Annotated in this window: 27 protein-coding genes and 2 tRNA genes; 1 reads left to right on the forward strand and 28 read right to left on the reverse strand. The window is 35.6% G+C overall.

The annotated features are described in order from the left end of the window. Nucleotides 1–47: 47 nt before the first annotated feature. The 24 genes from PI23P_RS06500 to PI23P_RS06610 form a co-directional block, all read right to left on the reverse strand. Entirely contained in the window at nt 48–1,409 is a 1,362-nt protein-coding gene (locus PI23P_RS06500; protein WP_004569969.1) for a methylmalonyl-CoA mutase subunit beta, read from the reverse strand. After that, the gene (locus tag PI23P_RS06505) at nt 1,409–1,726 is read right to left on the reverse strand and encodes an FtsB family cell division protein (RefSeq protein WP_004569970.1); all 318 of its coding nucleotides are present in this window, start codon (nt 1,724–1,726) and stop codon (nt 1,409–1,411) included. Before PI23P_RS06505 ends, PI23P_RS06500 begins: the two co-directional genes overlap by 1 nt. Before the next feature lie 2 nt (nt 1,727–1,728). After that, nucleotides 1,729–2,334, reverse strand: a complete 606-nt coding sequence (udk, locus tag PI23P_RS06510) for a uridine kinase (protein WP_004569971.1) — start codon at nt 2,332–2,334, stop codon at nt 1,729–1,731. A 319-nt stretch (nt 2,335–2,653) separates the two neighbouring features. Then, nucleotides 2,654–2,727, reverse strand: a tRNA-Thr gene (locus PI23P_RS06515). A 380-nt stretch (nt 2,728–3,107) separates the two neighbouring features. Continuing rightward, nucleotides 3,108–4,412 carry a cryptochrome/photolyase family protein gene (locus PI23P_RS06525; protein WP_004569974.1) on the reverse strand — a complete coding sequence of 435 codons (1,305 nt, stop codon included), beginning with the start codon at nt 4,410–4,412 and terminating at the stop codon, nt 3,108–3,110. Continuing rightward, nucleotides 4,409–4,876, reverse strand: coding sequence for an SRPBCC family protein (locus tag PI23P_RS06530; RefSeq protein WP_004569975.1), 468 nt, complete (start codon nt 4,874–4,876; stop codon nt 4,409–4,411). Before PI23P_RS06530 ends, PI23P_RS06525 begins: the two co-directional genes overlap by 4 nt. 2 nt (nt 4,877–4,878) lie before the next feature. Beyond that, nucleotides 4,879–5,340 carry a TspO/MBR family protein gene (locus PI23P_RS06535; RefSeq protein ID WP_004569976.1) on the reverse strand — a complete coding sequence of 154 codons (462 nt, stop codon included), beginning with the start codon at nt 5,338–5,340 and terminating at the stop codon, nt 4,879–4,881. A 3-nt stretch (nt 5,341–5,343) separates the two neighbouring features. Then, nucleotides 5,344–5,517 (reverse strand): Lacal_2735 family protein, encoded by a 174-nt coding sequence (locus PI23P_RS12505; protein ID WP_004569977.1) that lies wholly within the window; start codon nt 5,515–5,517, stop codon nt 5,344–5,346. Between the two features lie 5 nt (nt 5,518–5,522). Then, entirely contained in the window at nt 5,523–5,996 is a 474-nt protein-coding gene (locus tag PI23P_RS06545) for a glutathione peroxidase (protein ID WP_202899944.1), read from the reverse strand. Between the two features lie 5 nt (nt 5,997–6,001). Further along, a complete protein-coding gene (locus PI23P_RS06550) occupies nt 6,002–6,685 on the reverse strand; it encodes an SDR family NAD(P)-dependent oxidoreductase (RefSeq protein ID WP_004569979.1) in 684 nt (227 codons plus the stop codon). 5 nt (nt 6,686–6,690) lie between these two features. Further along, nucleotides 6,691–6,906, reverse strand: a complete 216-nt coding sequence (locus tag PI23P_RS06555) for a hypothetical protein (RefSeq protein WP_004569980.1) — start codon at nt 6,904–6,906, stop codon at nt 6,691–6,693. Between the two features lie 77 nt (nt 6,907–6,983). Then, a complete protein-coding gene (locus PI23P_RS06560) occupies nt 6,984–7,208 on the reverse strand; it encodes a 6-phosphofructokinase (RefSeq protein WP_004569981.1) in 225 nt (74 codons plus the stop codon). Between the two features lie 2 nt (nt 7,209–7,210). Then, a complete protein-coding gene (locus PI23P_RS12895) occupies nt 7,211–7,324 on the reverse strand; it encodes a hypothetical protein (protein WP_367888914.1) in 114 nt (37 codons plus the stop codon). 477 nt (nt 7,325–7,801) lie between these two features. Further along, complete coding sequence (locus PI23P_RS06565) at nt 7,802–8,077, reverse strand: TIGR03643 family protein (protein WP_004569984.1); 276 nt, start codon at nt 8,075–8,077, stop codon at nt 7,802–7,804. After that, nucleotides 8,078–8,500: a hypothetical protein gene (locus PI23P_RS06570; protein ID WP_004569985.1), complete on the reverse strand. Its 423-nt coding sequence runs from the start codon at nt 8,498–8,500 to the stop codon at nt 8,078–8,080. Nucleotides 8,501–8,595: 95 nt separating this feature from the next. Beyond that, nucleotides 8,596–10,086 (reverse strand): cryptochrome/deoxyribodipyrimidine photo-lyase family protein, encoded by a 1,491-nt coding sequence (locus PI23P_RS06575; protein WP_004569986.1) that lies wholly within the window; start codon nt 10,084–10,086, stop codon nt 8,596–8,598. Then, the gene (locus tag PI23P_RS06580) at nt 10,076–11,608 is read right to left on the reverse strand and encodes a cryptochrome/photolyase family protein (protein ID WP_004569987.1); all 1,533 of its coding nucleotides are present in this window, start codon (nt 11,606–11,608) and stop codon (nt 10,076–10,078) included. Before PI23P_RS06580 ends, PI23P_RS06575 begins: the two co-directional genes overlap by 11 nt. A 1-nt stretch (nt 11,609) precedes the next feature. Further along, nucleotides 11,610–12,920 (reverse strand): DASH family cryptochrome, encoded by a 1,311-nt coding sequence (locus tag PI23P_RS06585; RefSeq protein ID WP_004569988.1) that lies wholly within the window; start codon nt 12,918–12,920, stop codon nt 11,610–11,612. Next, on the reverse strand, nt 12,890–13,030 hold the full coding sequence (locus PI23P_RS12360) for a DUF2256 domain-containing protein (RefSeq protein ID WP_004569989.1): 141 nt from the start codon (nt 13,028–13,030) through the stop codon (nt 12,890–12,892). Before PI23P_RS12360 ends, PI23P_RS06585 begins: the two co-directional genes overlap by 31 nt. Before the next feature lie 2 nt (nt 13,031–13,032). Next, nucleotides 13,033–14,454, reverse strand: a complete 1,422-nt coding sequence (locus PI23P_RS06590) for an SDR family oxidoreductase (protein WP_004569990.1) — start codon at nt 14,452–14,454, stop codon at nt 13,033–13,035. Nucleotides 14,455–14,460: 6 nt separating this feature from the next. After that, nucleotides 14,461–15,084: a flavin reductase family protein gene (locus tag PI23P_RS06595; protein ID WP_004569991.1), complete on the reverse strand. Its 624-nt coding sequence runs from the start codon at nt 15,082–15,084 to the stop codon at nt 14,461–14,463. Next, entirely contained in the window at nt 15,084–16,388 is a 1,305-nt protein-coding gene (locus tag PI23P_RS06600) for an ABC1 kinase family protein (protein WP_004569992.1), read from the reverse strand. Before PI23P_RS06600 ends, PI23P_RS06595 begins: the two co-directional genes overlap by 1 nt. Nucleotides 16,389–16,396: 8 nt before the next feature. Next, nucleotides 16,397–17,059 (reverse strand): TetR family transcriptional regulator C-terminal domain-containing protein, encoded by a 663-nt coding sequence (locus PI23P_RS06605; RefSeq protein ID WP_004569993.1) that lies wholly within the window; start codon nt 17,057–17,059, stop codon nt 16,397–16,399. 420 nt (nt 17,060–17,479) lie between these two features. Further along, nucleotides 17,480–17,554, reverse strand: a tRNA-Pro gene (locus PI23P_RS06610). Between the two features lie 193 nt (nt 17,555–17,747). On the opposite strand from PI23P_RS06610, the gene trxB reads away from it, so the two are divergent. Then, on the forward strand, nt 17,748–18,695 hold the full coding sequence (gene trxB / locus PI23P_RS06615) for a thioredoxin-disulfide reductase (protein ID WP_004569995.1): 948 nt from the start codon (nt 17,748–17,750) through the stop codon (nt 18,693–18,695). A 96-nt stretch (nt 18,696–18,791) separates the two neighbouring features. Here trxB and PI23P_RS06620 read toward each other — a convergent pair whose 3' ends face one another. The 4 genes from PI23P_RS06620 to PI23P_RS06635 form a co-directional block, all read right to left on the reverse strand. Beyond that, a complete protein-coding gene (locus tag PI23P_RS06620; RefSeq protein WP_004569996.1) occupies nt 18,792–19,238 on the reverse strand; it encodes a KTSC domain-containing protein in 447 nt (148 codons plus the stop codon). A 151-nt stretch (nt 19,239–19,389) separates the two neighbouring features. After that, nucleotides 19,390–20,286, reverse strand: coding sequence for a hypothetical protein (locus PI23P_RS06625; protein ID WP_004569997.1), 897 nt, complete (start codon nt 20,284–20,286; stop codon nt 19,390–19,392). A gap of 167 nt (nt 20,287–20,453) precedes the next feature. Beyond that, nucleotides 20,454–22,262: an acyl-CoA dehydrogenase FadE gene (locus PI23P_RS06630; RefSeq protein ID WP_004569998.1), complete on the reverse strand. Its 1,809-nt coding sequence runs from the start codon at nt 22,260–22,262 to the stop codon at nt 20,454–20,456. Nucleotides 22,263–22,384: 122 nt separating this feature from the next. After that, the gene (locus tag PI23P_RS06635) at nt 22,385–23,575 is read right to left on the reverse strand and encodes an acetyl-CoA C-acyltransferase (RefSeq protein ID WP_004569999.1); all 1,191 of its coding nucleotides are present in this window, start codon (nt 23,573–23,575) and stop codon (nt 22,385–22,387) included. Between the last annotated feature and the right edge of the window lie 4 nt (nt 23,576–23,579).

Below are 23,579 nucleotides of genomic sequence, written 5' to 3' on the forward strand. Positions count from 1 at the left end.
TTCTTTTTTAGTTGATTTAAAAAGCGTTTTTTGGAATGAATACGCCTTTATAAACTGTCTATTTCTTGTTGCAATCTTTGCTTTTCAAGATTTTCAGAAATCCTTTTTCTTGTGATTGGTGGGAATAAGGTTTTGATATTTCTTTGTTTTGCAAAGGGCGCTACTGCGAGATTTCCATGCATCAAATTTTCTTTGTTAGGGTAGAGGTTGGCACCGAGTAAAACCAATTCTTTCTGCCGAAACTGCGTGTCTTCTTTGCTGGCATTTTCTTTGATTTTTCGTTGAATATTGCCTTCTTTAAGCTGTTTTAGAAAACCGCCACCCTGTTCTATTTGCTTAAAGATGGTAAGTGCTTTCTCTGCCATTTGTGTGCTTAGTGAGGTGATGTAATAACTGCCTTCAGCAAAATTTTGTGACTTTTGGAAGCCGCTTTCCTGCTGAAGTATTAATAATTGATTTCTAGCAATACGCTCCCCAAAGTCGTTTTTTTCTGCATAGATATGATCATAAGGAAGGTTTGAAATGGTATCTGCGCCTCCTAAAATAGCGCTCATACACTCTGAGGTTGTGCGCAACATATTTACATTGTAATCATACAAGGTTTTATTTCTAGTAGCTGGTTGCACAAAAATATGTGCGGTTGCATTGTCAACTCCATATTCTTTTAAGAGGGCTTCCCACAAAAGGCGAAAGGCTCTGAGTTTTGCAATTTCGTGAAAATAATGACCGGCAACAGAAAATTGAAAATGGATTTTATGGGCGTTTTCTGCGCCAAAATGATTTAAATATTCATTGGCGTGCGCTAAGGAATACGCAAGCTGTTGCACCATGTTTGCACCTGCATTTTGATAGAGATCTCCAGAAACAACAAGAGCGTTGTCTACTGTGGAAACAATGTGTTCTAATTGACGATAATCTTCTTTTAGATTTACAAACCAATTGCCGTCTTCTGCAAGACTTCCTAAAATATCTATTTGAAAATAGCAGTATTTGTTAGGAATGAATTTTGCGATTTCAGCAGTAAAGGTGGCATCTAAAAAGTTAAGTTTAATGTATATTTTTAGCACTGTAAGATCAATTCCTTGCAATAATACAGCGAGGTTAAATTTTCTTTTTGCAATAAACTGAACGGCAGTTGCGCCTCTTTTGATGGCATCTATAAGTAAGAGGTTCTGTTCTTGCTCGTTCGAAATAATAATTGTCTGACAAATTCTAAAACCTTCTTTAGACCCCATTTCTTTTTGGTAGCTCGCATCTTCTTGCGTGTAAAAAGGTTTTATAGTAATGCCTTCATTTGTTTTCCAAAGTAAGGTCTCATTGTAATCTTCACCTTTTAAGTCTACTTGAATTTTTTGTTTCCAAGCAGCGGGTGAGATAGCTTCAAATTCACTAAAAAGGAAATCACTCATTATTTTTTTAGGGTGTCAAATTCGATCAAATAAATGTCTTCGTTTGCTCTCTTCATTAAGTAGGTTTCTCTGGCAAAACGTTCTAGTTGCAAGGAATCCCCTAATTTCTTAATGGTTGCTTTGTCGGAGGCTATCTTTGATTGGTAGAAAGAGATCGTACGCTCTAAATCTTCAATTTCTAGATTGAATTTTCGGTGTGTAAGATACGAGTTTTCGTCAAAGAACAACATCCATACGAAGAACGGAATAAATATTAGTACAAAGGTGTTTGTCAGAATTTTAAATGCCTTTTTATTTTTGATGTTTTTAAAAGACATATTTAGAGCCGTTCATTTATAACAGTCCTTACAATATCAATAGCGACTGTATTGAAGCGGTCATTCGGAATAATTAAATCCGCAAAATTTTTAGTGGGCTCGATAAATTGTTGGTGCATTGGTTTTAATGTGGTTTGATATCGGCTCAATACTTCGTCAATATCTCGCCCTCTTTCGGTAATATCTCTTTTTAATCTCCGGATCAAACGCTCGTCTGTCTCTGCGTGTACGAAGATCTTAATGTCAAATAAATCCCGTAACTCTTTGTTGTTAAAAATCAAAATACCCTCGACAATAATCACCTTTCTTGGATGTGTTTTTATCGTGTCTTTTGTTCTGTTGTGAGTTACAAAAGAATATACCGGCTGGTTGATGTTGTTGCCTGCCCTTAGTGCTTTTAGATGTCTGATAATTAAATCAAAATCGATGGCTCTTGGATGGTCAAAATTAATTTTAGCGCGCTCTTCATAAGGTAGGTTGTCTGTTTCATTATAGTATGAATCCTGAGAAATTACACAGACTTCATCTGTTGGTAATTGTTTGATAATTTGATTTACAACGGTGGTTTTACCACTCCCTGTTCCACCTGCAATTCCAATAATGAGCATAGAAAATTATAATTTTAATACCTAGATTACTTAATCGAGTAAAGATATTATAAAAAAGTAAATTTAGAGACTATCTGCCTTTTTTTTAAAATTCCGAGGTCGCTGCTATGGTATGTTACAAAGCAGGTGAACATAATGTGTTATTTTATAGCATTTTAGGTGCTGGGAAAAAGGAATGCGGCGGTTCTTTTAGATTGCTTGCAAAATTAAAAAGCTTCAAAATAAATTTGAAACTTTTTAATAATTGGATCCGATAAATAGAATTTCATCGAATGTGCTTTAAGTACACTTTGGTCTTAACAAAGCGAAGATAAAATAGAGCCGATGGAGGGACTCGAACCCACGACCTGCTGATTACAAATCAGCTGCTCTAGCCAGCTGAGCTACATCGGCTTTTGTTTTTCAGTGGGCAAATTAAATCTAAAATTAGAAGATAGCCTAACTAAAAATGCTTTTTTTTGTTTATATAATGCCGCTGAAAAGAATCGTATTTGTCTACGAATAAAAGCTGTGCCTATTTTCGTTTTAAAAGAAAATATCTTTTTACAAATTATTGAGACTGAAGTTTGTTAGGGTCCAGCTATTAGCAGTCACTTTTACAATATTTGGTATCATTCAAAAATGATAAAAAGTACTGTAGCCTATCGTGAGGATAAAACGGATACTTTTTACATTCGTTGCAAGGATTATAGAAGCTTGTTGTGAAGGTTTTTTTTTATTGCAATTTTATTTTTAATATTTGTTTTGAGTATGCAAGGGGTGAACGAAAACTTTTATTGTAAGGCTTCCTTATACGTAGACAGGCATCTTTCTCGTGCTTCTTTGTGATCGACCATTTCTTTCGCATAAGTTAGCTCTTGAAAATTCGGTACCCATTTTTTTATATATGCCAAGTCTTTGTCGAACTTTTTAATCTGAGTTGTGGGGTTAAAAATTCTAAAATAAGGAGCGGCGTCTACTCCAGATCCTGCAACCCATTGCCAATTACCGACGTTACTAGCCATTTCATAATCATGTAGTTTTTTAGCAAAATAAGCTTCTCCCCATCTCCAATCGATCAGCAGATGCTTGCAGAGGAAACTGCCAACTAGCATTCGGATTCTATTGTGCATAAAGCCAGTTTCATTAAGTTGACGCATGCCAGCATCTACTAAAGGGTATCCGGTTTCTCCCTGACACCACTTGTTAAATTCAGCTTCATTGTTGCGCCATTCAATGCGGTCATATTTTGGTTTAAAAGAATTTTTTGAAGTGTATGGGAAATGCCAAAGAATTTGCATGAAGAATTCACGCCAGATTAGTTCCTGCCAGAAAATTTCATTTTTTTCTGAAATCGCCTTTTCCATCATTTTACGCACGCTTACAGTACCAAAACGCAAATGAGGGCCCAATCTAGAGGTGGAGTCTAAAGCTGGAAAATTTCTGGTTTCTTCATACGTTTGAATTAATTTGGGGGTTACCGTATGTTTTTTAATCTTTTGTTTTGCGACCTCAAAACCAATATCTGAAAGATGTAGGTTTGGTAGTTCTGTATTTTGTATCAAGTTTTCTAAGAAAGAGCTGGTGTAGTAAAAATCTAAATTATAGGTTTTAAACTGCTCTTTCCATACCTTCATGAAAGGTGTATACACTTTATACGGCAATCCATCTTTTTTCACAACCTCATTTTTTTCAAAGATTACTTGGTCTTTAAAGGTATCAAAATGGATGCCATTAGAGGATAAAAGTGCTTGTATTTTGTTATCTCTCTCCGTAGCATACGGTTCGTAATCTCTGTTTGTAAATACAGTATGGATACTGTATTCGGAGATTAATTTTTCAAAGATAGCACTCGGGTTGCCATGAAGCATGGCAATACTACTGCCGTGTTTTTTTTCTAAAATAGCACGCATGTCCTGAAGTGTATCGTAGATAAAATTAAGACGCGCATCTTCTTTTTGAAGTTTATCTAAAATATCTTCATCAAAAATAAAAATAGGAAGCACGGGATGCTCACTTTTTAGTGCATTGTAGAATCCAACATTATCATCTAATCTTAAATCTCTTCGAAACCAAAAAATATTTACTGCGTCTTTCATTTTTTATAGCTTCCAAAGAGTTCTTCTAATTTTTGTTGTCTGTAATTGAAAATTTCTTCCAATTTCGGTTTTACTATAAAGGGATGAACGATTTGACCTAAAATACCCAAGGGAACTTTATAATCAATAATATCTTCCATTTCTACACCACCCTCGATTTCTTTGACAAAGTGTTTGTGGTGCCACAATGCATAGGGGCCATACATTTGCTCATCTACAAAGTATTTCTTTTCTTCAATATGGGTAATTTCAGAAACCCACTTTGTTTTAATTCCCAATAATGGAGTTACAATGTACTGTATAATTTGACCAGTGTACAATGGTCGGTCTATAGTAGATACAATATTAAAACTCATATAGTCGGGGGTAATGACCTTTAAGTTTTTCGGATTTGATAGAAATTCCCAAGCAGTTTCTAGAGAAATTGGCAGTTGTTGCTTTTTATGCAGTGTGTAAATTTTCATTTTTAATTTTGGACTAAAATATAAAGGTTTAAAGAGCTTGCAATGCAAAGCCATAGGATGTAGGGGATGAGCAGTAATCTATAATTTTTCGTATTTTTCTGCCCTCTAAAATAATAAATAAAAAGGAGTGTGGTCAATAAAAGGAGAAGAATAAATGCGAAAAATACTTGGTGTTGATTAAAAAAGACATAGTTCCAACTTACATTCAGTAGTAATTGAATAAAAAAGAGTCTTCTATTTTTTGTAGTGTTCGCAATAGTAAATAATTTTCCCAAGTAGATTGAGAAAAACACCATGATGAGCGTCCAAGCGATGCCAAAAACATAGCCTGGGGGAGTCCAAGGGGCTTGGTTGAGGGCAGTATACCAAAGAGATTTGGGACCACCATTCATAAGCCAACTCCCAACTGCCAAACCACCAAAGTTGACCACTAAAAAAAGTAGGGTGGTTCGCAGTTGTTTCATTCTCTAAGAGTTTTCTGGTAAAGCTTCAATTTCTTTTAAAATATCGTCGGCCTCTTTGTATTTTGAATCGCTATCTGTTCTATTAATAGATTGCAGTTTATAAGCTTCCTCCATTGTTTTCTTATATTTTTCTTGAAGTTTGTCTGCTGCTGATTTTTTTTTAAATATTCCGAACATATATTTTATATTAAATGTTTAGTAATTTTAGAACTCGATGGCTTTGTAATTGAAAAGTAATAATCAACCAGACCGCCTTCAGGAGAAACTAAATATTTTTGAAAATTCCATTTTACTGACGAACTTTTCGCATCGTTTAGACTTTTTTCTGTCAACCATGTGTACAGTGGATGTTGCTTGCTTCCTTTTACGTCTAACTTTTCTGTCATCAGAAAAGAAACTCCAAAATTCACTTTACAAAATGCCTCAATGTCTTCTGCAGATCCGGGTTCTTGGCTTCCAAACTGATTGCAAGGAGAACCAATAATCATTAAATTTTCTTTGTGCATCGTGTACAACTCCTCTAGCTCTTTGTACTGCGAAGTGAATCCGCATTTTGAAGCTACGTTGACAAAAAGCAGGTACTTATTTTTGTATTCCGATAAGTCAATAGCTTTATTTTGTAAACTATTGATTTCTATTTTATAAATGTCTGTCATATTTTTTAAATTTTGAAACTCACAATTCCACAATCAAGTTGGAATACTTGACCTGAAATAGCTGTTGCTTTGTCTGAGATTAGATAAGTTGCCATGTCTGCCACCTCTTGAGGTTTTAAGAATTTCTTTAAGGGGTGACGATCCGTGATATTTTCTATCATTTTTTCGTTTCTCAAAAGCTTTGCAGCGAGGTCGGTCTCAGTGACTGTAGGTGCGATTACATTTACACGAATTGATGGTGCCAATTCTGCACCTAATGATTTCCCCAAACCTTCAATTGCAGCTTTTGACGCTGCAATACTTGCGTGATATGGCATTCCTAGTTTTACAGCAACCGTACTAAAGAGTAATATAGATGGATTATTCCCGTTTTTTAATTTGGGAAGGTACTTTTGCACCGCTTTGACGGCTCCAATAACATTGATTTCAAAATCCTCTCTAAAATCATCTAATTTTAACCTTGAAATTGGTTTTAAATTGATGCTTCCTGGACAATATATAAGTGTGTCTACAGCATCAATGTCTGGTAATTCGTCTGTGAGAATGTCGCAATTATAATGGGTTACATTCGCATGTGGTAGCAAAGGAGCTGAGCGACTAATATTTACAACCAAATTTTCATTTTGCAAAGAATTTACAATTGCTTGTCCTATCCCTTTGCTTCCGCCTACTATTACTATTTTTTTCATATGTTTTAAGGTCTACCTTTCAAACGCTTTTCAATTTTCTGTTTCACAGCTGTTAAGCGCTTCATTTGATCCATTATTTCAGGACTTTGTTCTGCTTTGTACACTTCGTTTAGCTCTAGTACCAGTGCTTTTACCTCTCTAGATGCTACAATTCGATCGCTGGTTGTTTTAAATGAGAACTTACGGTGTTCAAATTCTTCAGCTCTTTCTAATAAATTCATGATGCCTTTTCATTTTTTATAATCGGGTCAATATAATTATAAATCTTAGAAAAGCAACATGAATGTGTATTAATTTATTAGGAAGTTAAAGGTTTTCCTTTAAGACGTCTTTCGATTCTTTGTTTAATCAATGTCAATCTTTTCATAAGATCCATGAGCTTTACGTCTTTGCTTTTCTTGTAAACTTCATTTATGCTTAAAATGAGATCCTTCGCTTCTCTTGCCGCCATAATTCTATCGCTGGTGGTAGGGAATCTTTTTTTTCTGGTTTCAAACTCTAGTGCTTTTTCAATTAACTCCATAATTAATAATTTAGGGTGTTTTGTAATTCGGCTATTTTCTCTTGACTATCAAACTTTCCACCAAAATAAGAGGTGACGGTTGTAGAGGTATCATCTTTAATTCCCCTTGAGAACACGCCCAAATGTTTTGCATCAATAACCACTGCAACATCTTCGGTGTTTTAAATTGCTTTAAGTTCTTCCGCAATTTGGTTCGTTAGCCGCTCTTGAACTTTGCGGTCTCTTTGCATAATATTGTATAATCCTATTTAACTTTGATAGACTAATTACTTTTACTGAAAAATTTCGTCGATATGTATTTGCAATTCTTTTAGGAATTCTCTTAATGCATCATCAGTTAAACTAAGTCCCATCACATCTTTTATTTATTCAAAAAAATGTGTAATTTTTTCTCTTATCCCGTGTCCGGAGTTAAAAAGGCTATTGCCTACATTCGTGTTTTTAAACTCGTATTTAGATGTTTATCTCCACGGTCTTCGTGAATAAAACCTTTTGCTATTTCTCTATTTTCTTTTAAATCTCTTTCTTTGCTCATAGTATCTTTTTAATGTGCTGTCTCTAAGTACGCTTGTCTTAAAAGCAAAGCACGGTTTTTATCTTTTTGATATAGTGTTGTTTGAGATAGACCGTTGTCGTGTACATTTGAATCTACCTTGGGCAAAAGTTCTTAATTTTTCATGCTTTGTTTTCCTTCCTTGCACTCTTTTTCTCCAATTTTTAAAACTTTTCAGCTTCATTTCTTTTCGCATTAGGTCAATTACCTCTTGCTCTTTTAATCCAAACTGAAACTCGATAGATTCGAAAGTTGTTCTGTCTTCCCAGGCCATTTCTATAATACGATCAATTGCGATACTATCTAATTCTTCCATCTAGTAGTATTGGTATTTTTTGTCATTTTCTATCTTGAAATTGACTATTTTTTGGATAAAGCTTTTGTTTTCTTTCAAAAACTTATTGTTTTTAAAACGCACAAAGTTTCCTTGTGCATGAATACTAAATCCTTCTGTTTTGTAAGTGTGTAATTGATAATAGGGGATAGCCCAGCTAAAATTTTTGAGTCCTTTATTGATGTGTACTAGGATCCCTTTTTCTCGCAGTTCAATATTACCATAATTGATATCGGATACTGCATTTATAAGATCTGCAAACCCTGGGCTTACGGCATCAATGACCATGCGCTTAGAACCGACTCCACCTAATTTGATGGCTTGGATAAAACTATAGGAAGTACCTAACATCTCGTTAATGCTGGCCGCCGCATCTTTGTTGTTAAGAGTTGTATTGAATATCATGATTCAAATGTACAATAAATAATTAATGTTTAACCATTTATTAAATAGCTTAAACAAAAATTAACAGAACATTATCGTTTAGATAGACCTAATATTTACTCGGTTTTCAGCATCCGACTTCTATCAGATAGCATGTGTTTTTTCAAAATACGTTCGCTTTCTTTTTGGACGTCTGAATTTTTTTTCATCTCCCAAAGGGTGTCACTTGCCTTTTTCCGAGCAATTTTAATATCCACAATTGGATGGGGATAGTTGATACCAAGCTCAAAATTATTAAATTGCTGGTCTAAAGGAGTCATTAGGTAGGGTTCGTGTATGAAGGCAATAGATAAATTGGCCAACTCAGGTACCCATTTTTTTATGAAGGTACCGTCTTCATCGTGTTCAATACTATTTTTTATTGGATTGTAGATCCTTAACGTATTAATACCTGTTTCGCCGGCATTCATTTGTAATTGTGAAAAATGAATTCCAGGTTCAAAGTCTAAAAATAATTTCGACAGGTGCTGAGAAGAGGATTGCCAAGGTTGCCATAGAATATGTGTAAAGAAAGAAACTACCATAGCACGCATTCTAAAGTTTAGATAGCCGGTTTCTTTTAAACAGCGCATCGAGGCGTCAATTAATGGAAAACCAGTGGTGCCAGTTTCCCAAGCTTTTTGATATTCTAAAGAAATGCTTTTTTTTAATTTTTGATAGCCTTTATTAATACTCGCATTTTCCATGGTATGTTCCATTTCAAATTTCTGAATGAAATGTGCTTGCCAGCGCAACCTAGATATAAAAGCACCTAAATGTCGCTTATTTGCATCTGTTTTGCGTTTTGTCGCCTCTTGGAATATTTGACGTATCGATACATTTCCCCAGGCAAGATAAGGAGACAATCTGCTGCAGCTTTGTCTAGCCAATGCTGGTTTAGAGATATTAGACATGTATTTTTCATGTCGTGTTTGAAAAAAAGTATCGGCATATTTCCAAGCCATTTTTGTGCCCCCCTGCTGAAAGTAGGAATGTTTAGGTGTTTCTAAAGCAACGGTGTTGAAATAGGCCTCTATTTGCTCTATTTCTTCGATAGAAATAAATTTCTCAGCATTCAATGTGTTTTTGATTTGGGTATCATACATATAATCATCCCACTTGTCAAACCAATCTGCCCTATTTAATAAGCCTCTTAAAACGCCATTATTATTGTTTTCTTTCCATGTCACAGAGTTATTTCTACAATATCTTGTAAATTCTTTGTCTCGGTTGTAGGTAATTAATAAGCCTGTTTCTTGATGCGAAAATACGGTGTCCACTTTAAAAGAATCAAAAATTTGATTGAAAGCATTTACAACTTCTGTTTGCACACAAAGCACTTTGGTGTCGTATTTTTTTAGTTCGGCATTTAAAGCAACAACAGATTGTTTTATAAAATCCCAATGTCGCGTATCATAATGGGGATCCTCAATTAATGAGTTTTCAAAGACATAGAGAAAAAGCACACGTTTGTTTGATGCCAGTGCATTTTGAATTGCTTCATTATCTTGCAAACGCAAATCGCGTTTAAACCACACAACATGTATTTCCTCTTTGTTAGTATGCATCTAGATTTTCTATAATATGAGTTGCTTTTTCTGTGATTTTTATGCGGTCTTCATTAGACATTTTATTCAGAACACTGTACATCATTTTCATTCTAAAATTCCCTTTTAGTTTTTCTTGTTTTTCGTCTAAAAAATTCCAGTAAAGGGTGTTAAAAGGGCAGGCATCGTCCTCAAATTTCTTTGCTTTGTTATACACACAGGCATCACAATAATTGCTCATTTTTCCAATGTAACTTCCCGAAGACACATAGGGTTTTGTCGCTATTTTTCCTCCATCTGCAAACTGGCTCATGCCACGTGTATTTGGCAATTGTACCCATTCAATCGCGTCTACATAAATGCCCAAATACCAGGCATCAATCGCATCGGGATGGATCTGTGTGAGGAGTGCAAAATTACCTGTAATCATGAGGCGCTGAATATGGTGTGCATACCCGTTGTCTAAAGAATTATGAATCGCATTTTTTAGACAATTCATTTTGGTTGCTCCCGTCCAAAAGAAGGCTGGTAATTTGTTTTTATTTTCTAAAAAGTTTTCTTTTTTATAGTTCGGCATCAGCATCCAATACATGCCTCTCATGTATTCTCTCCATCCTAAAATTTGTCGGATAAAACCTTCTACTTGAGAAATGTCTATCGCATCTTCTTGTTCTCTATACGTTTCTAGAACCGCATCTACTACTTCTTTGGGAGCGATTATTTTAGAATTCATAGCAAAGGAGATTCTACTGTGAAATAAGTAGATTTTGTCCGTGTGCATTGCGTCCTGGTAATCTCCAAAGTGCACTAATAAATGGTCACAAAAATAAGCGAGCTGCTCCATTGCTTGTAGCCTGGAAATGGGATATTCAAAGAAGGAAGGGTTGATTTTTCCAATTGTTTTAATGCCCGCTTTTTCAATCTCAGAGAACAGTGCTGTTACATCTGTGTCAAAAGTAATTTCTGGCGGAATTAATGCTTCGCCTTTCCATTTTTTTCGATTGCTTGCATCGTAATTCCACTTTCCTCCTTCGGGTTGTTTGTCTATCATTAAAATTTGATGCTTTTTGCGCATGTTGCGATAAAAGTGCTCCATCAAAAATTGCTTTTTACCTTTGAAAAAAGCAGTTAAATCTTCTCGTTCTGTGTAAAAATGTTCTGTGGAATAGACCGAAGCGTCAATTTTTAGAGCAGCGCAAAAAGAGCCTAGTTGTGCATCCAAGCGGTACTCATCAGGGGCTAAATATTCAAACTTTTCAATGGTATTTTCTGCAATTAAAAGGTCTAAATTTTCAGTTAAACTTTGGGTGTTTTTTGCGTCATTTATTTTGAAATAAACAACAGTATGTCCCGCGTCTTGCAATGCTTGTGAGAAGTTTCTCATGGCTGCAAAATAACCTACTACTTTTTGTATATGGTGTGTTACATAGTCGGTTTCTTGTCGCATTTCAAATAGGCAATAGGTAACTTCTTCGTGTATTTCTGAAAACCAAGAATGTTGGCTATTGAGTTGATCTCCTAAAATTAAGCGTAGTGTTTTCATTTTAAAACAGTGTTTTTTCTAACCAAAGTTTCCTGTATTTGTGATTTTGGTCGTAGCGATCAGCTTGCATTTTCGTATTGAACTTTCGATCTCTTGGGTCATTTCCTACGCCGGCTACATACATCCAATTTCCATAATTACTGTGTACGTCGTAATCTAATAAAACGGATTCGAAATACGCTGCGCCAATGCGCCAGTCTAACAAAAGATCTTTTGCAAAATAAGAAGCTACATTTTGACGCCCGCGATTGCTCATGAATCCCGTTTCTTTGAGTTCAATCATATTTGCATTTACAAAAGCATCTTTGGTCTCTCCATTAATCCACTGTTGTACCGTTTTTTGATCCGTGTTCCATTCATATGTTTTTTCTAAGATACCACCTATTCTGAAAACTTTAGCATTGTATTTTAAAGAAATGTATTTAAAATAATCTCTCCAAATCAATTCAAAAATAACCCAGTAGGTGGATTGGTTGGAACCAAATTCAGCTTCATATTCTTTAATCTTCCAATAAATTGTTTTAGCAGACAGGCTGCCGTTGGCTAACCAAGGGGAAAATTTTGTGCTATAGTCAGTTCCAACAAGACCATTTCTCGTATTTTTATAAAAGGAAACCTTTTTGGATTCAAAAAAATAGTATTGCAACCTTTCCAAGGCGGCAGTCTCTCCACCTTTAAAAGGGAAAGCTGTTTTTGCATGCGTTTTTGTGTCAGAAAAACCAAGACTTTCCATTGAAGGGATTGCTGTTTCTGTCTCAATTAGGTTTCGTTCAGAAAGTTTAGTAACCGTACACTCTTTTTCAACGGCTACTGTTTTTTCTACTTTTTTTCTAAAAATAGTGAATACGTCCGGGATCTTAGAAAAATCTCTGGAAACCGCGTCAGGATGGTACAGAAATTGGTCATAATCTGCAACAAAACGCACGGTCTCTGGAAGCGTGCTCTTGATGAAATTATCTGTCGCAATCTCTTCACGAGTCCATTCTTTTTGCGTGTAAATGGTACCAACTGAAAATTCATCACATAAGGTATGCATTTTGTTTTCAGGACTCTCCATGTAGGTAAGCAAAGTGATGTTTAGTGCCGCTAAGTTCTTTTTTAAATCTGTAATCGTTTCAATAAGAAATTTTGTTCTAAATGATGCTGTCTTTTGAAATCCAAAGGAGTCTATTTTAAATAGTTTTGGATCAAAAAAGTAAACAGCAATCACCTTAGAATGATTTTCTATCGCTTTTGTTAGAGATTGATTGTCTTGTACCCGTAAGTTATTACGGAACCAAATTACGCCTGTGTTTTCTTGTTTCTTCTGCATTTTTCGCTACAATATTTTACATCTTCCCAGTTTTTTTCCCATTTTTTTCTCCATGTAAAAGGAAGGTTGCAGACCAAACAGGTCTTTTGTGGTAAATGTTGTTTCTTCAAAATTATTTATTTAAGTTATTGATCATTCCATTAAAAACAAACCAGTGAAACGGCATGACAGCATACCAATACAATCGTCCCCCAAGACCGTGGGGTCTAAAAGTGGCTGTCTGATAAACCGTTCCTTTTTCTATTTTAAATTCTAGCCAAGCCTCCCCGGGCAATATCATTTCGGCATAGAGCAGGAGCTTTCCATTTTCTTTATCTGCATAGATTACACGCCAAAAATCTAAAGCATCACCAGCAAATAATTCTGTGGGATGTCTTCTTCCTCTTCGCAAGCCTGCGCCGCCAAAAAATTGATCTACAATACCGCGAATTTTCCATAGAAAGGTCGCGTAATACCATCCGGTCTCACCGCCAATTGCCCAAATGTTATTGAGCAGTTTTTCAGTATTGTTTATTTTTCTTTTTTTAAAATCCTTAAAACAACCGTGTTTTGGAACATTGATAAATTCGTGTACAAAACTTTTTAACTTTCCACTACTGATGTATGAATCTTTCCAACTAGAGATAATACTGTTTTGCTTTATTTTAACAAAAGCAAATTCAACAGCCTCGCGATAGGTCATCGGATTTACATCTAAAATTTTATTGATATTACTCTTATTTCCAATGACTTCCACGCCCATAGAATTTACGAGAGAGGTAGCCAGCTTGTACGAGGTAGAGGTGACAAAATACAACCAATAAGAAGAGAGCTTTGGAGTCATCACGGGAACAATTAAAATCCATCTTTTAAGTTTTCTAACTGCCGCGAACTCTAGTAGCATTTCTTTGTATGTTAATATTTCTGGTCCAAAGACATCATAGGAGGTATTGAATAATTCCTTTTTATTCAATGCACGGTGTAAAAAAGACAGAACATCTCTAATGCCCAAGGGTTGGGTTTTTGTGTTCAACCATTTGGGAGCGATCATGGCAGGTAGCTTTTCTACGATATCTCTAATGATTTCAAAAGAAGAACTGCCAGAACCAACGATGATACCTGCTTTAAAAGTAGTGAGTGCATAGACGTCAGAAGCCAACGCTTTCTCAACATTTTTGCGAGATAATAAATGTTTTGAAAGTTTGGTGTCATTGGTAATTCCACTTAAATAAATAACTTGTTTCAGGCTGGTTTTTTCAGCAAAACGCTTAAAGTTAAAGGCACACTTCTCTTCTAAAATATGAAACTCTTTGGCCGAATTAGACATGGAGTGTATCAAGTAATACGCAAAATCAATGTCTTTTGGAATATTTTCTAAGCTTTCTGCATCTAAAAAGTCTGCAGCTACCAAGAGCACATTTTCTCGATCTCTGAAGTAATTTTGTGCTCTTTTCTTGTCTCTAACAGCGCAAACAACAGTGTGGCCATCGTTTAGCAATAGAGGTATTAACCTTTTGCCGATATACCCTGTTGCTCCTGTTACAAGAATTTTCATACACGCTTAATTATTTTTTTTTGGTCGCTGATAGGACAGCTGTGTTTTAAATTTTGGAATCGCATAGGTGTCCAAACCATTGATCGTAGCAATGTTTCCTTTAGAAAGATTAATCAATCCGTCTTCCTGTAACAATTCGTCATCAATATACAACTCTTGAATTTGAGAGACAATCAGCACTACATCATTAGAAGGAACATACACTTCTTCTATAAATTTCATACTCATCTGTACAGGCGCACCTTTTACGAAAGGGGCTTTGTAAGCGCCTTTATATTCTGCCTCTAGATTTGTCATGTCAAATTCCGACACTTCTTTTGGGTATTTAGCGGAGGTGTGGTGCGCATCCTCTATAATACCCTCGTGAATGTGGTTGATTGTAAAAAAGCCTAAATCTTTTATGTTTTTGTACGTATCTCTAGGCACAGTTGTGGGTCTTAAAATAAAACCCAAGGTTGGTGGTTTAGAGCCTAAATGTGTAACCGAACTAAAAATACCAACATTGGCAATTCCTTCTTCTGAAAGAGAACCCAATAAGTTTGCAGACTTAAATCCCGAACAACTATTGATTAAATTAATTTTGTAAATTTTTTCTAAATTCTGAATGTCATTAAAATTGAAAAAGGCCATTATAGATTTTTGTAATTATTTATTTTGATGTCTTTTCCTTGCAAGTCGTGCATTAAATTATACAGACCAAAGAAAGTTCTATTGATGTAAATAAAGTGCTTCGATCCTCTGTTTCCATTCATGCTCTTTAGCTCTGAACTCTTCATATACTTACTGCCCAACTCTGAGATTTTATCAAAAAAGCCATCATCAGAAAAATCAAATTCTTCTTGATGAAAGGGCTGTGTAAACAAACTTAGCATTTCGTAGAACAATGCTCTAAAAAATACCAGTTCACTTTCCGTATCATCTTCCCTTAAAATCTCTAATTCAAATAACTTTTCTTCAAAAAGCACTGGATCATTTATACATGCAGGTTTTGCCAATTCAAAGTAAGGGGTGTAAAATTCTAATGGAATTGTTTTCATACAGCCAAAATCAATTGCAATTAACTCATTATCAGGAGAAACTAAGAAGTTTCCAGGATGCGGATCTGCATGCACCTTTTTTAGGGTGTGAATTTGAAACATATAAAAGTCCCAAAGGGCTTGCGCTAATTTGTTTGAAATTTCTTGGTCGTCCGTTGAAAATTCGGACAAGTGCACACCTTCCATCCAGTCCATTGTAATAATTCTGTCAGAGGACAAATCGGCATAGTAGTTTGGAAAATTTAGGTTTGGAATGTGCTTACAAGCTTCAACAATTGCGATACTTTGCGCTACTTCTAAAATGTAATCTGTCTCTTCTACTAATTTACCTTCTACCTCTTTAAAATAGCGATCAGAATCCTTTCCCCTAATGTTAAACATTTTTACAGCAATGGGCTTTACCATCGATAAATCTGAAGTAATACTCGCTGCAATTCCAGGATATTGAATTTTTACAGCTAATTTTTTTCCATCTTTTTCAGCTCTGTGGACCTGTCCAATACTTGCAGCATTTACAGAAACGGTATTGAATTTATCATAAATTTCACTTGGATCTTTTCCAAAGTAATTTTTAAATGTTTTTACTACTAAAGCAGGAGATAATGGAGGAACAGAAAACTGAGAAAGTGAAAACTTTTCAACATAGGCTCTCGGCAAAACACTTTTTTCCATGCTCAACATTTGCGCTACTTTAAGAGCACTCCCTTTTAGTTGCTGCAATCCATTGTAGATGTCTTCTGCATTATTTTGGTTCAGCTTTTCTTTCGCTTCAATTTCTGATTTGGTAAGCTTACTACCGTAATATTTTAAATAATTCACACCAATTTTCGCTCCAGTGGTTACTAATTTTGAAGCCCGTTGTATTTTAGAGGTGGGGATGGAATCGATTGTTTTCATATATTTCTTTAATTGAAATTTACTTTTTCTTTTAAAATGAATTTTCCAAAATCAAGAAGGCTCTTGAGTGGTTTGATATCTAGTAAATCAAAACGTGAATTAACCGATTTTTCGATAAAAATATCTGTTTTTTCAAAAGATGCTGAGGTATCATCTAACCAAAACTTTAAGGTAAGCACCATTTGAATCCATGACGATTCTTGGGTTGTTCTCTCTTGAATTTTTACAAGTTGCTCCTGCTGTAGGTCTATTTTTTCAATACCAATGTTGTTTGCAAAAGTTTTGAAATCTTTCTTTAAATCCTTTAAAAGATTTAAAGACGTTAATTTTAGTACGTTTTCATTTCCATGCAATGCATACACCACATAACTTCTATTTGCGGTTAGCAATTCAAAAAATGTAAAATAGAAACTTAATAACTTGTTCCGTGCGTCATAATTTGGGTACTCTTCACTTTTCGCCAATAACTTTAACGTATTGTTAAAAAATTCTCCAAAAATGGACTGCTCAAGTGCTTCAAAAGAACCAAAGAATTTATAGAATTCTGCTTCTTCAAAATTATTTTCTTTTGCGAAGCTAAAAACAGATTTAGGATGGTGATTGTGCTCTAGTACAAACTCCATGTACCAAGAAATTAAGTGTTCTTTGCTAATGTTTTTCTTGCGTGCCATAATTGATAAATTTTAGGTAAAGATACGAATGTTTAATAAAATTACACTTTGGTTAAACAATAATTTTTTGTTAATTACAAGCGGTCTCAGGCCGCAAGCGTGAAGATACGAATGCTGCAATTGATATTACCATGACCTAAATGTAAACGTTGTTTTTTTTTAGATTTATCTTGGGTATAAAATTGGTGTTTCTTTGTTTTGTAAATTTTGTAATAGCGATTCGTTTCTGCATCTTTCCGCCCATAGATGCTAATTAGAAAATTTGCATTCCCTTTTGAAAGCGCTAAAAATTTTGATTGCGTTTGCTTTCGGGCACAGTTTTTTTATTTCTTGTAGTTATTCCAATATTTTTTGAAAATGCGCGCGACAAAAAAGTGAAAAAAAAACCATCCAATCATATTGCTGATTGGATGGTTTAAGTCGGGGTGGCAGGATTCGAACCTGCGACCTCCTCGTCCCAAACGAGGCGCGATGACCGGGCTACGCTACACCCCGAAAATGATTGCTCATTTAAGGAGTGCAAAGATACACTCTTTTTGGAATTAAACAATTAAATGAATAATTAATATTTCATACAAAAGGGCCATTATATCTTATTATATCGGCATTATTAAAACTTATAAACATTCGCTGCTACAAGGATCAAAAAGCTATATTTTTACCATTCTTAAAAAGAACACTTCAAATTATGTCAGATACAACAGAAAAAATTAAATGTTTAATTATCGGTTCAGGACCAGCAGGTTATACGGCAGCAATTTATGCGGCCAGAGCAGACATGAAGCCAATTATGTATACAGGAATGCAAATGGGTGGTCAGTTAACAACAACAACAGAGGTAGATAATTTCCCAGGCTATGCAGACGGTACAGATGGACCTGCGATGATGGAGGATATGAAGAAGCAAGCAGAGCGTTTTGGTACGGATGTGCGTTTTGGAATGGTCACAAAAGTTGAAATGAGTGATCAGGTTGGAGGAATTCACAAAGTGATTATAGATGAGACCCATCACATAGAAGCAGAGACCATTATTATTTCTACCGGTGCAAGTGCCAAATATTTAGGAATTGAAAGTGAGCAACGTTTGATGGGTGGAGGCGTTTCTGCATGTGCAACTTGTGACGGCTTTTTCTATAAAGGACAAGATGTAGTAGTGGTGGGAGCTGGAGATACCGCAGCAGAAGAAGCAACATACCTCTCCAATATTTGTCGAAAAGTTACAGTGCTTGTGCGAAAAGACTTTATGAGAGCTTCAAAAGCGATGCAGCATAGGGTAAATAAAACCGAAAATATTGAAGTTTTATACAATACAGAAATTGATGAGATTTTAGGCGCTAAGGTCGTTGAGGGGGTAAGAGCCATTAACAACAAAACAAAAGAAACGCATCGCATCGATGTTACAGGTGTTTTCATTGCAATTGGACACACGCCAAACTCAGATTTGTTTAAAGGTGTTTTAGAAATGGACGAAACTGGGTATTTAGTAACAAAAGGGAAAAGTACCAAGACAAATGTTCCAGGAGTTTTCGCTTCGGGTGACATTCAGGATAAAGAATATAGACAAGCGGTAACGGCGGCAGGAACTGGCTGTATGGCAGCCTTAGATGCAGAGCGCTATTTAGGAGCTTTAAAATAAAGCAGTTTATGGTCCTTGAATAAAAAAAGAGATTACCGCAAGGTAATCTCTTTTTTTATTTGGCTAATTTTATGTAAATAGGAATCAAAATTTTCTTTAAACTTCTACAGAAGCTTTCATTGATTTTCTATAAATAAAAGAGTTGAAAATATTTCTTTTTCCAAAGTTATTCATAGATTTTGCGTTCACAAATTTTCCAAAAAGAATTTTGCTAACACCAAAATATTCATATTTATTACCATCGGTAAAAGTAACTTCTAAAAGCATGCTTTTGTGGTGCCAATCTGAAACCTGAAATTCTGTTATTGTTTTTTTGTAAGCTTCTAAATTAGCTTCTTTTGTTTCTGGAGCAATGCTTACTAGAAAATGGTATCCGTCGATAATCTGAGTACTCATTACATCTGCTTCATCCTTTTTTTCTTGCTCTTGAAATTTATCAGGATGCCACTCCTTTACCAATCCTCTGTAAGCAGTCTTTAATTCTTTTAAAACGATAGGTCCTTCTATCTTAAACAGTTTTTTATATTCTTTAATACGTTTCATCCTTGTGTTTTCAAATTGCGTGCAAAAGTACTGATAAAAAAGAGATTAGCTCTTTTAATGTTGATTTTTTTATAAAAAACTAAAATAAGATGCCTCGATATTAAAAGGGCTTTCTCCTATTTTTCAATATTCCACCGGTAGAACGGTTGAGTTACAAGCCCAATTCTTTTCTTTCAGCAGTGTTTTTAAGCCCATTTTTAGTCCAATATGCAGAGCGGATCGTGTTTATTTTTTCTCCTTGGGTTGTGGTGGTCTTCCCTCTTTTTGTAAGTGTTTCTGTCCAGGATTGGATATAATAAGGGAACTCTTTGCTGATTTTGATTGCGAGTATTCGGTTTAATTCAGGATAGTTTAGACTGTATATTTTAAAGTTGCCAGCATCTTTAAAACTAGCTACTGCGGCATAGCTTTTTATTTCTTTGTGCTGCAATGCTAAAAACTCAAAAGAAGGAATTATTTTGAGGTTACCAGTGGGCATGGTTTCTGGAGATATCCGCAATTGATTCCAAAGTTCGTTTTCTAGTATTTTTTTTTCAAGGGACTGTTTTCGGTCAGCATCACTTTGAAAATAAGAGTGAAAATCGATTTCAAATTTTTTGCGGTTATTTAATTGTATAAATGTGTTGCCACACCATTCCTGGGCAGAGAAAGAAATTTTTAAGGCCTGTTTGTCCCTTGCAATAGGGGAGAAGGTACTTGTCATTATAGCATATGGGTAAATTCCCGTAACAAATTTTTTAGTACTGTTCAGTTTTAATATCGGAATATTTTGTGCATTCCGATTGTCTGCTTTTACCTGTTTTGTTGGCAAAAAATCTTCAGTTACGAAAATATGCACCGCAGTGCCCTCATAAATTTCCCCGTACCTAGCCTGTGTTAACTTGTAAGCGGTTATTTCTGCTTTTCCAGTATACCAATAGTCATTAAATTTTGGATGTTTTACAGGTGTGTTTTCGTTTTTTTCTTTTGTGATACTTTCTTTTTTAGAGGTGCTGATCGTACAAAAAAGAAATAAAAAGCTGGCAATGATAAAACTATAGGTTTTCATACTTTATTAATTTTATATATCACGAAGCTACAATAAAATAAAAACGCGAAAAAATTAGACGTGGAATTAACATTTATTTATTGAAAAAGACCCGCGGTGAAGCGGGTCTTTCCAACAACTAACTAAATTCTTAAACACATAATGATTCAAGAAAATTTTAAATAATTTTAGAAGCAGTATTTGTTTTCTGCTTTTAATTTTTCTGCAATTAAATTTCGCAGCCCAATAACATTTGGATACTTAACATATTTGGTAAATCTTTTGAGGCCCATTAGCAACATGCGTTGCTCATCACCTTCAGCAAAAGAAATAATTCCTTCTTTACCATTTTTATTAATAATTTCTACCGCATTGTAAAGGTATAATTGTGCCATTGCTATTTGGCCTTCTTGAGCATCTTTACCATAGCGATTGGTATTTTTTTCGACTCTTAATAAGGTTGATTCAGCCATGTACACTTCGTTCAAAATATTGGCAGCAGCCATTAACAATTGTTGGTGTTTGTCTAATTCGGGTCCAAACTTTTGAATTGCCGATCCTGCGACCATTAAAAATACTTTTTTTAGTTTCGCAATCATTTCTTTTTCTTCAGCGAAAAGCTCGGAATAGTCAGGGGTGTCAAAAGAAGGTATTCCCATCAACTCTTCAGCAACAGCTGTCGCAGGTCCTAATAGATCAACATGTCCTTTCATTGCTTTTTTTACTAACATACCAACAGAAAGCATTCTGTTAATTTCATTGGTTCCCTCATATATTCTAGAAATTCTTGCATCTCTCCAAGCCGCCTCCATTGGAGTTTCCTCAGAGAATCCCATCCCTCCAAAAATTTGAATTCCCTCGTCTGCACAAGCTTGCACATCTTCTGAAACAGTTACTTTTAAGATAGAGCACTCAATTGCATATTCTTCAACTCCTTTTAATTCTGCTTCTGAATGTGAATTCCCTTCTTCCAACCGCAACGCAATGCGGTCTTCAATATCCTTTGCAGCCCGATAACTTGCAGACTCGCCCGCATAGACGTTGGTCGCCATTTCGGCAAGCTTTCCTTTGATCGCTCCAAAATCTGCAATGGAAGTTTTAAACTGTTTTCGTTCTGTGGCATATTTCAAAGCCGTTTCTGTAATTCTTCTTTGAGAATCAATACAAGCTGCAGCCAATTTAATACGACCGACATTTAACGCGTTCACAGCAATTTTAAATCCACCTCCTCTAACAGATAGCATGTTTTCTGCTGGTATCACCGTGTCATTAAAAAATACTTGGCGCGTAGAGCTTGCACGTATTCCCAATTTGTGCTCTTCTTCGCCTAGAACAATTCCATTGGGTTTTTCTCTATCATATTCAACAATAAAACCCGTAATATTTTTATCGTCTTCTATTCTTGCAAAAACAATCATCAGATCACAGAAGCCCGCGTTCGAGATCCACATTTTTTGTCCGTTAATCGTATATGTTTTTTCATCTGCAGAAAGTACTGCAGCAGTTTTTCCTGAATTGGCGTCAGATCCTGCACCTGGCTCTGTTAAACAATAAGCACCCATCCATTCTCCTGTGGCTAATTTAGAAACATATTTTTGTTTTTGTTCCACGGTTCCATACAGCGTGATTGGCATGGTACCAATGCCTGTATGCGCTCCAAAAGCAGTGCTTAAAGAACCGTTTCCACTAGAAATATATTCACAGGTAAGCATGGTAGAAACGAAACCCATTCCCATTCCGCCATATTCTTCAGGCACGGCAACTCCAAGAAAACCGAGTTCTCCAGCTTTTTTCATTACTTCTTCAGTGAGCTTGTAATCTTTTGATTCAAAACGCTCTCTGTGTGCGATAATTTCACGTTCATTAAATTCTTTAACGGCCTCCTTCATCATGATTTGCTCCTCAGAAAAATCTTCTGGAGTAAATACATCTTCACAATTTGTTTCTTTTACAAGAAATTGACCACCTCTTAACAGTTCTTTTTTTATTGTTTCCATATTTCTATTGACTTATGAGGGGAAGACTTTTAACTTTGAATGTCAATGGTGCTCCCGATTTTTAATTTTTTTATGATGCGAGTATTGAATCTGAATTTCTTAAAATTCGAGATTCTTTTTAATTAGGATAAAAACTCAAATACACCGGCAGCTCCCTGCCCGGTTCCAACGCACATAGTTACCAATCCGTACTTATTTTTCATGTCACGCTTTCGCATTTCATCAAACAATTGTACCGATAATTTTGCGCCGGTACAGCCTAATGGATGTCCTAAAGCAATCGCACCGCCATTTACATTTACGATTTCTTGGTTTAAATTGAGCTCGCGCATTACAGCTAAAGATTGAGAAGCAAAAGCCTCATTCAATTCAATCAATTCGATATCGTTTTGCGTTAAACCTGCTTGCTTTAAAACTTTTGGAATGGCAGCAACCGGGCCAATGCCCATAATTCTTGGTTCTACTCCTGCCGCTGCGTAATTTACAACTCTTGCAATCGGTTCAAGGTTCAATTCTTTTACCATCTCTTCACTCATAACCATGACAAAGGCAGCACCATCACTCATTTGCGACGAATTTCCTGCCGTAACGCTTCCGTTGGCTGCAAAAACGGGACGTAGTTTGTTTAATATTTCAGTTGAGGTTCCTTTTCTCGGACCTTCGTCTTTATTAACGGTATAGTTTCGCACTGCTTTTTTGCTGTTTTCATCTAAATAGGTTTCTTCCACTTCAATGGGAACAATTTGATCTTGAAAGCGATTTTCTGCCTGTGCTTTGAGTGCTTTCATATGGGAATTATAGGCAAATTCGTCCTGGTCCTCCCTAGAAATTTTGAATTGATTCGCCACTGCCTCTGCGGTATTTCCCATTCCCCAATAGTAGTCTGCATGCCCGTCTTTAATCGTATTGTAATTTAATTCGGGTTTGTATCCTGTCATGGGGACAGAGCTCATGCTTTCGGCTCCACCCGCAATAATACAACTGGCCATTCCTGCTTGAATTTTTGCGGCAGCCATGGCAATCGTTTCTAGTCCTGAAGAACAAAATCGATTTACGGTAACTCCAGGAACATCCACAGAGTTCAATCCGATTAAAGAAATAAAACGTGCCATATTTAGACCTTGAGATCCTTCTGGCATTGCGTTTCCAACAATCACATCATCGATGCGTTTGACGTCTAAATTCGGTAATTCCTTCATCATGTATTGGATGGTTTCTGCACCCAATTCATCTGCACGTTTAAAACGAAAAACACCTTTTGGAGCTTTTGCAACTGCGGTTCGATACGCTTTTACTATATATGCTGTTTTCATAATT

Origin of the sequence: Polaribacter irgensii 23-P (assembly GCF_000153225.1) — a bacterium.
Taxonomy (GTDB): domain Bacteria; phylum Bacteroidota; class Bacteroidia; order Flavobacteriales; family Flavobacteriaceae; genus Polaribacter; species Polaribacter irgensii.

Coding starts and splice junctions, on each gene's coding strand:
- PI23P_RS06500 (WP_004569969.1), bottom strand. CDS start 1,409: ATGAGTGATTTCCTTTTTAGTGAATTTGAAGCTATCTCACCCGCTGCT.
- PI23P_RS06505 (WP_004569970.1), bottom strand. CDS start 1,726: ATGTCTTTTAAAAACATCAAAAATAAAAAGGCATTTAAAATTCTGACA.
- udk (WP_004569971.1), bottom strand. CDS start 2,334: ATGCTCATTATTGGAATTGCAGGTGGAACAGGGAGTGGTAAAACCACC.
- PI23P_RS06525 (WP_004569974.1), bottom strand. CDS start 4,412: ATGAAAGACGCAGTAAATATTTTTTGGTTTCGAAGAGATTTAAGATTA.
- PI23P_RS06530 (WP_004569975.1), bottom strand. CDS start 4,876: ATGAAAATTTACACACTGCATAAAAAGCAACAACTGCCAATTTCTCTA.
- PI23P_RS06535 (WP_004569976.1), bottom strand. CDS start 5,340: ATGAAACAACTGCGAACCACCCTACTTTTTTTAGTGGTCAACTTTGGT.
- PI23P_RS12505 (WP_004569977.1), bottom strand. CDS start 5,517: ATGTTCGGAATATTTAAAAAAAAATCAGCAGCAGACAAACTTCAAGAA.
- PI23P_RS06545 (WP_202899944.1), bottom strand. CDS start 5,996: ATGACAGACATTTATAAAATAGAAATCAATAGTTTACAAAATAAAGCT.
- PI23P_RS06550 (WP_004569979.1), bottom strand. CDS start 6,685: ATGAAAAAAATAGTAATAGTAGGCGGAAGCAAAGGGATAGGACAAGCA.
- PI23P_RS06555 (WP_004569980.1), bottom strand. CDS start 6,906: ATGAATTTATTAGAAAGAGCTGAAGAATTTGAACACCGTAAGTTCTCA.
- PI23P_RS06560 (WP_004569981.1), bottom strand. CDS start 7,208: ATGGAGTTAATTGAAAAAGCACTAGAGTTTGAAACCAGAAAAAAAAGA.
- PI23P_RS06565 (WP_004569984.1), bottom strand. CDS start 8,077: ATGGAAGAATTAGATAGTATCGCAATTGATCGTATTATAGAAATGGCC.
- PI23P_RS06570 (WP_004569985.1), bottom strand. CDS start 8,500: ATGATATTCAATACAACTCTTAACAACAAAGATGCGGCGGCCAGCATT.
- PI23P_RS06575 (WP_004569986.1), bottom strand. CDS start 10,086: ATGCATACTAACAAAGAGGAAATACATGTTGTGTGGTTTAAACGCGAT.
- PI23P_RS06580 (WP_004569987.1), bottom strand. CDS start 11,608: ATGAAAACACTACGCTTAATTTTAGGAGATCAACTCAATAGCCAACAT.
- PI23P_RS06585 (WP_004569988.1), bottom strand. CDS start 12,920: ATGCAGAAGAAACAAGAAAACACAGGCGTAATTTGGTTCCGTAATAAC.
- PI23P_RS06590 (WP_004569990.1), bottom strand. CDS start 14,454: ATGAAAATTCTTGTAACAGGAGCAACAGGGTATATCGGCAAAAGGTTA.
- PI23P_RS06595 (WP_004569991.1), bottom strand. CDS start 15,084: ATGGCCTTTTTCAATTTTAATGACATTCAGAATTTAGAAAAAATTTAC.
- PI23P_RS06600 (WP_004569992.1), bottom strand. CDS start 16,388: ATGAAAACAATCGATTCCATCCCCACCTCTAAAATACAACGGGCTTCA.
- PI23P_RS06605 (WP_004569993.1), bottom strand. CDS start 17,059: ATGGCACGCAAGAAAAACATTAGCAAAGAACACTTAATTTCTTGGTAC.
- trxB (WP_004569995.1), top strand. CDS start 17,748: ATGTCAGATACAACAGAAAAAATTAAATGTTTAATTATCGGTTCAGGA.
- PI23P_RS06620 (WP_004569996.1), bottom strand. CDS start 19,238: ATGAAACGTATTAAAGAATATAAAAAACTGTTTAAGATAGAAGGACCT.
- PI23P_RS06625 (WP_004569997.1), bottom strand. CDS start 20,286: ATGAAAACCTATAGTTTTATCATTGCCAGCTTTTTATTTCTTTTTTGT.
- PI23P_RS06630 (WP_004569998.1), bottom strand. CDS start 22,262: ATGGAAACAATAAAAAAAGAACTGTTAAGAGGTGGTCAATTTCTTGTA.
- PI23P_RS06635 (WP_004569999.1), bottom strand. CDS start 23,575: ATGAAAACAGCATATATAGTAAAAGCGTATCGAACCGCAGTTGCAAAA.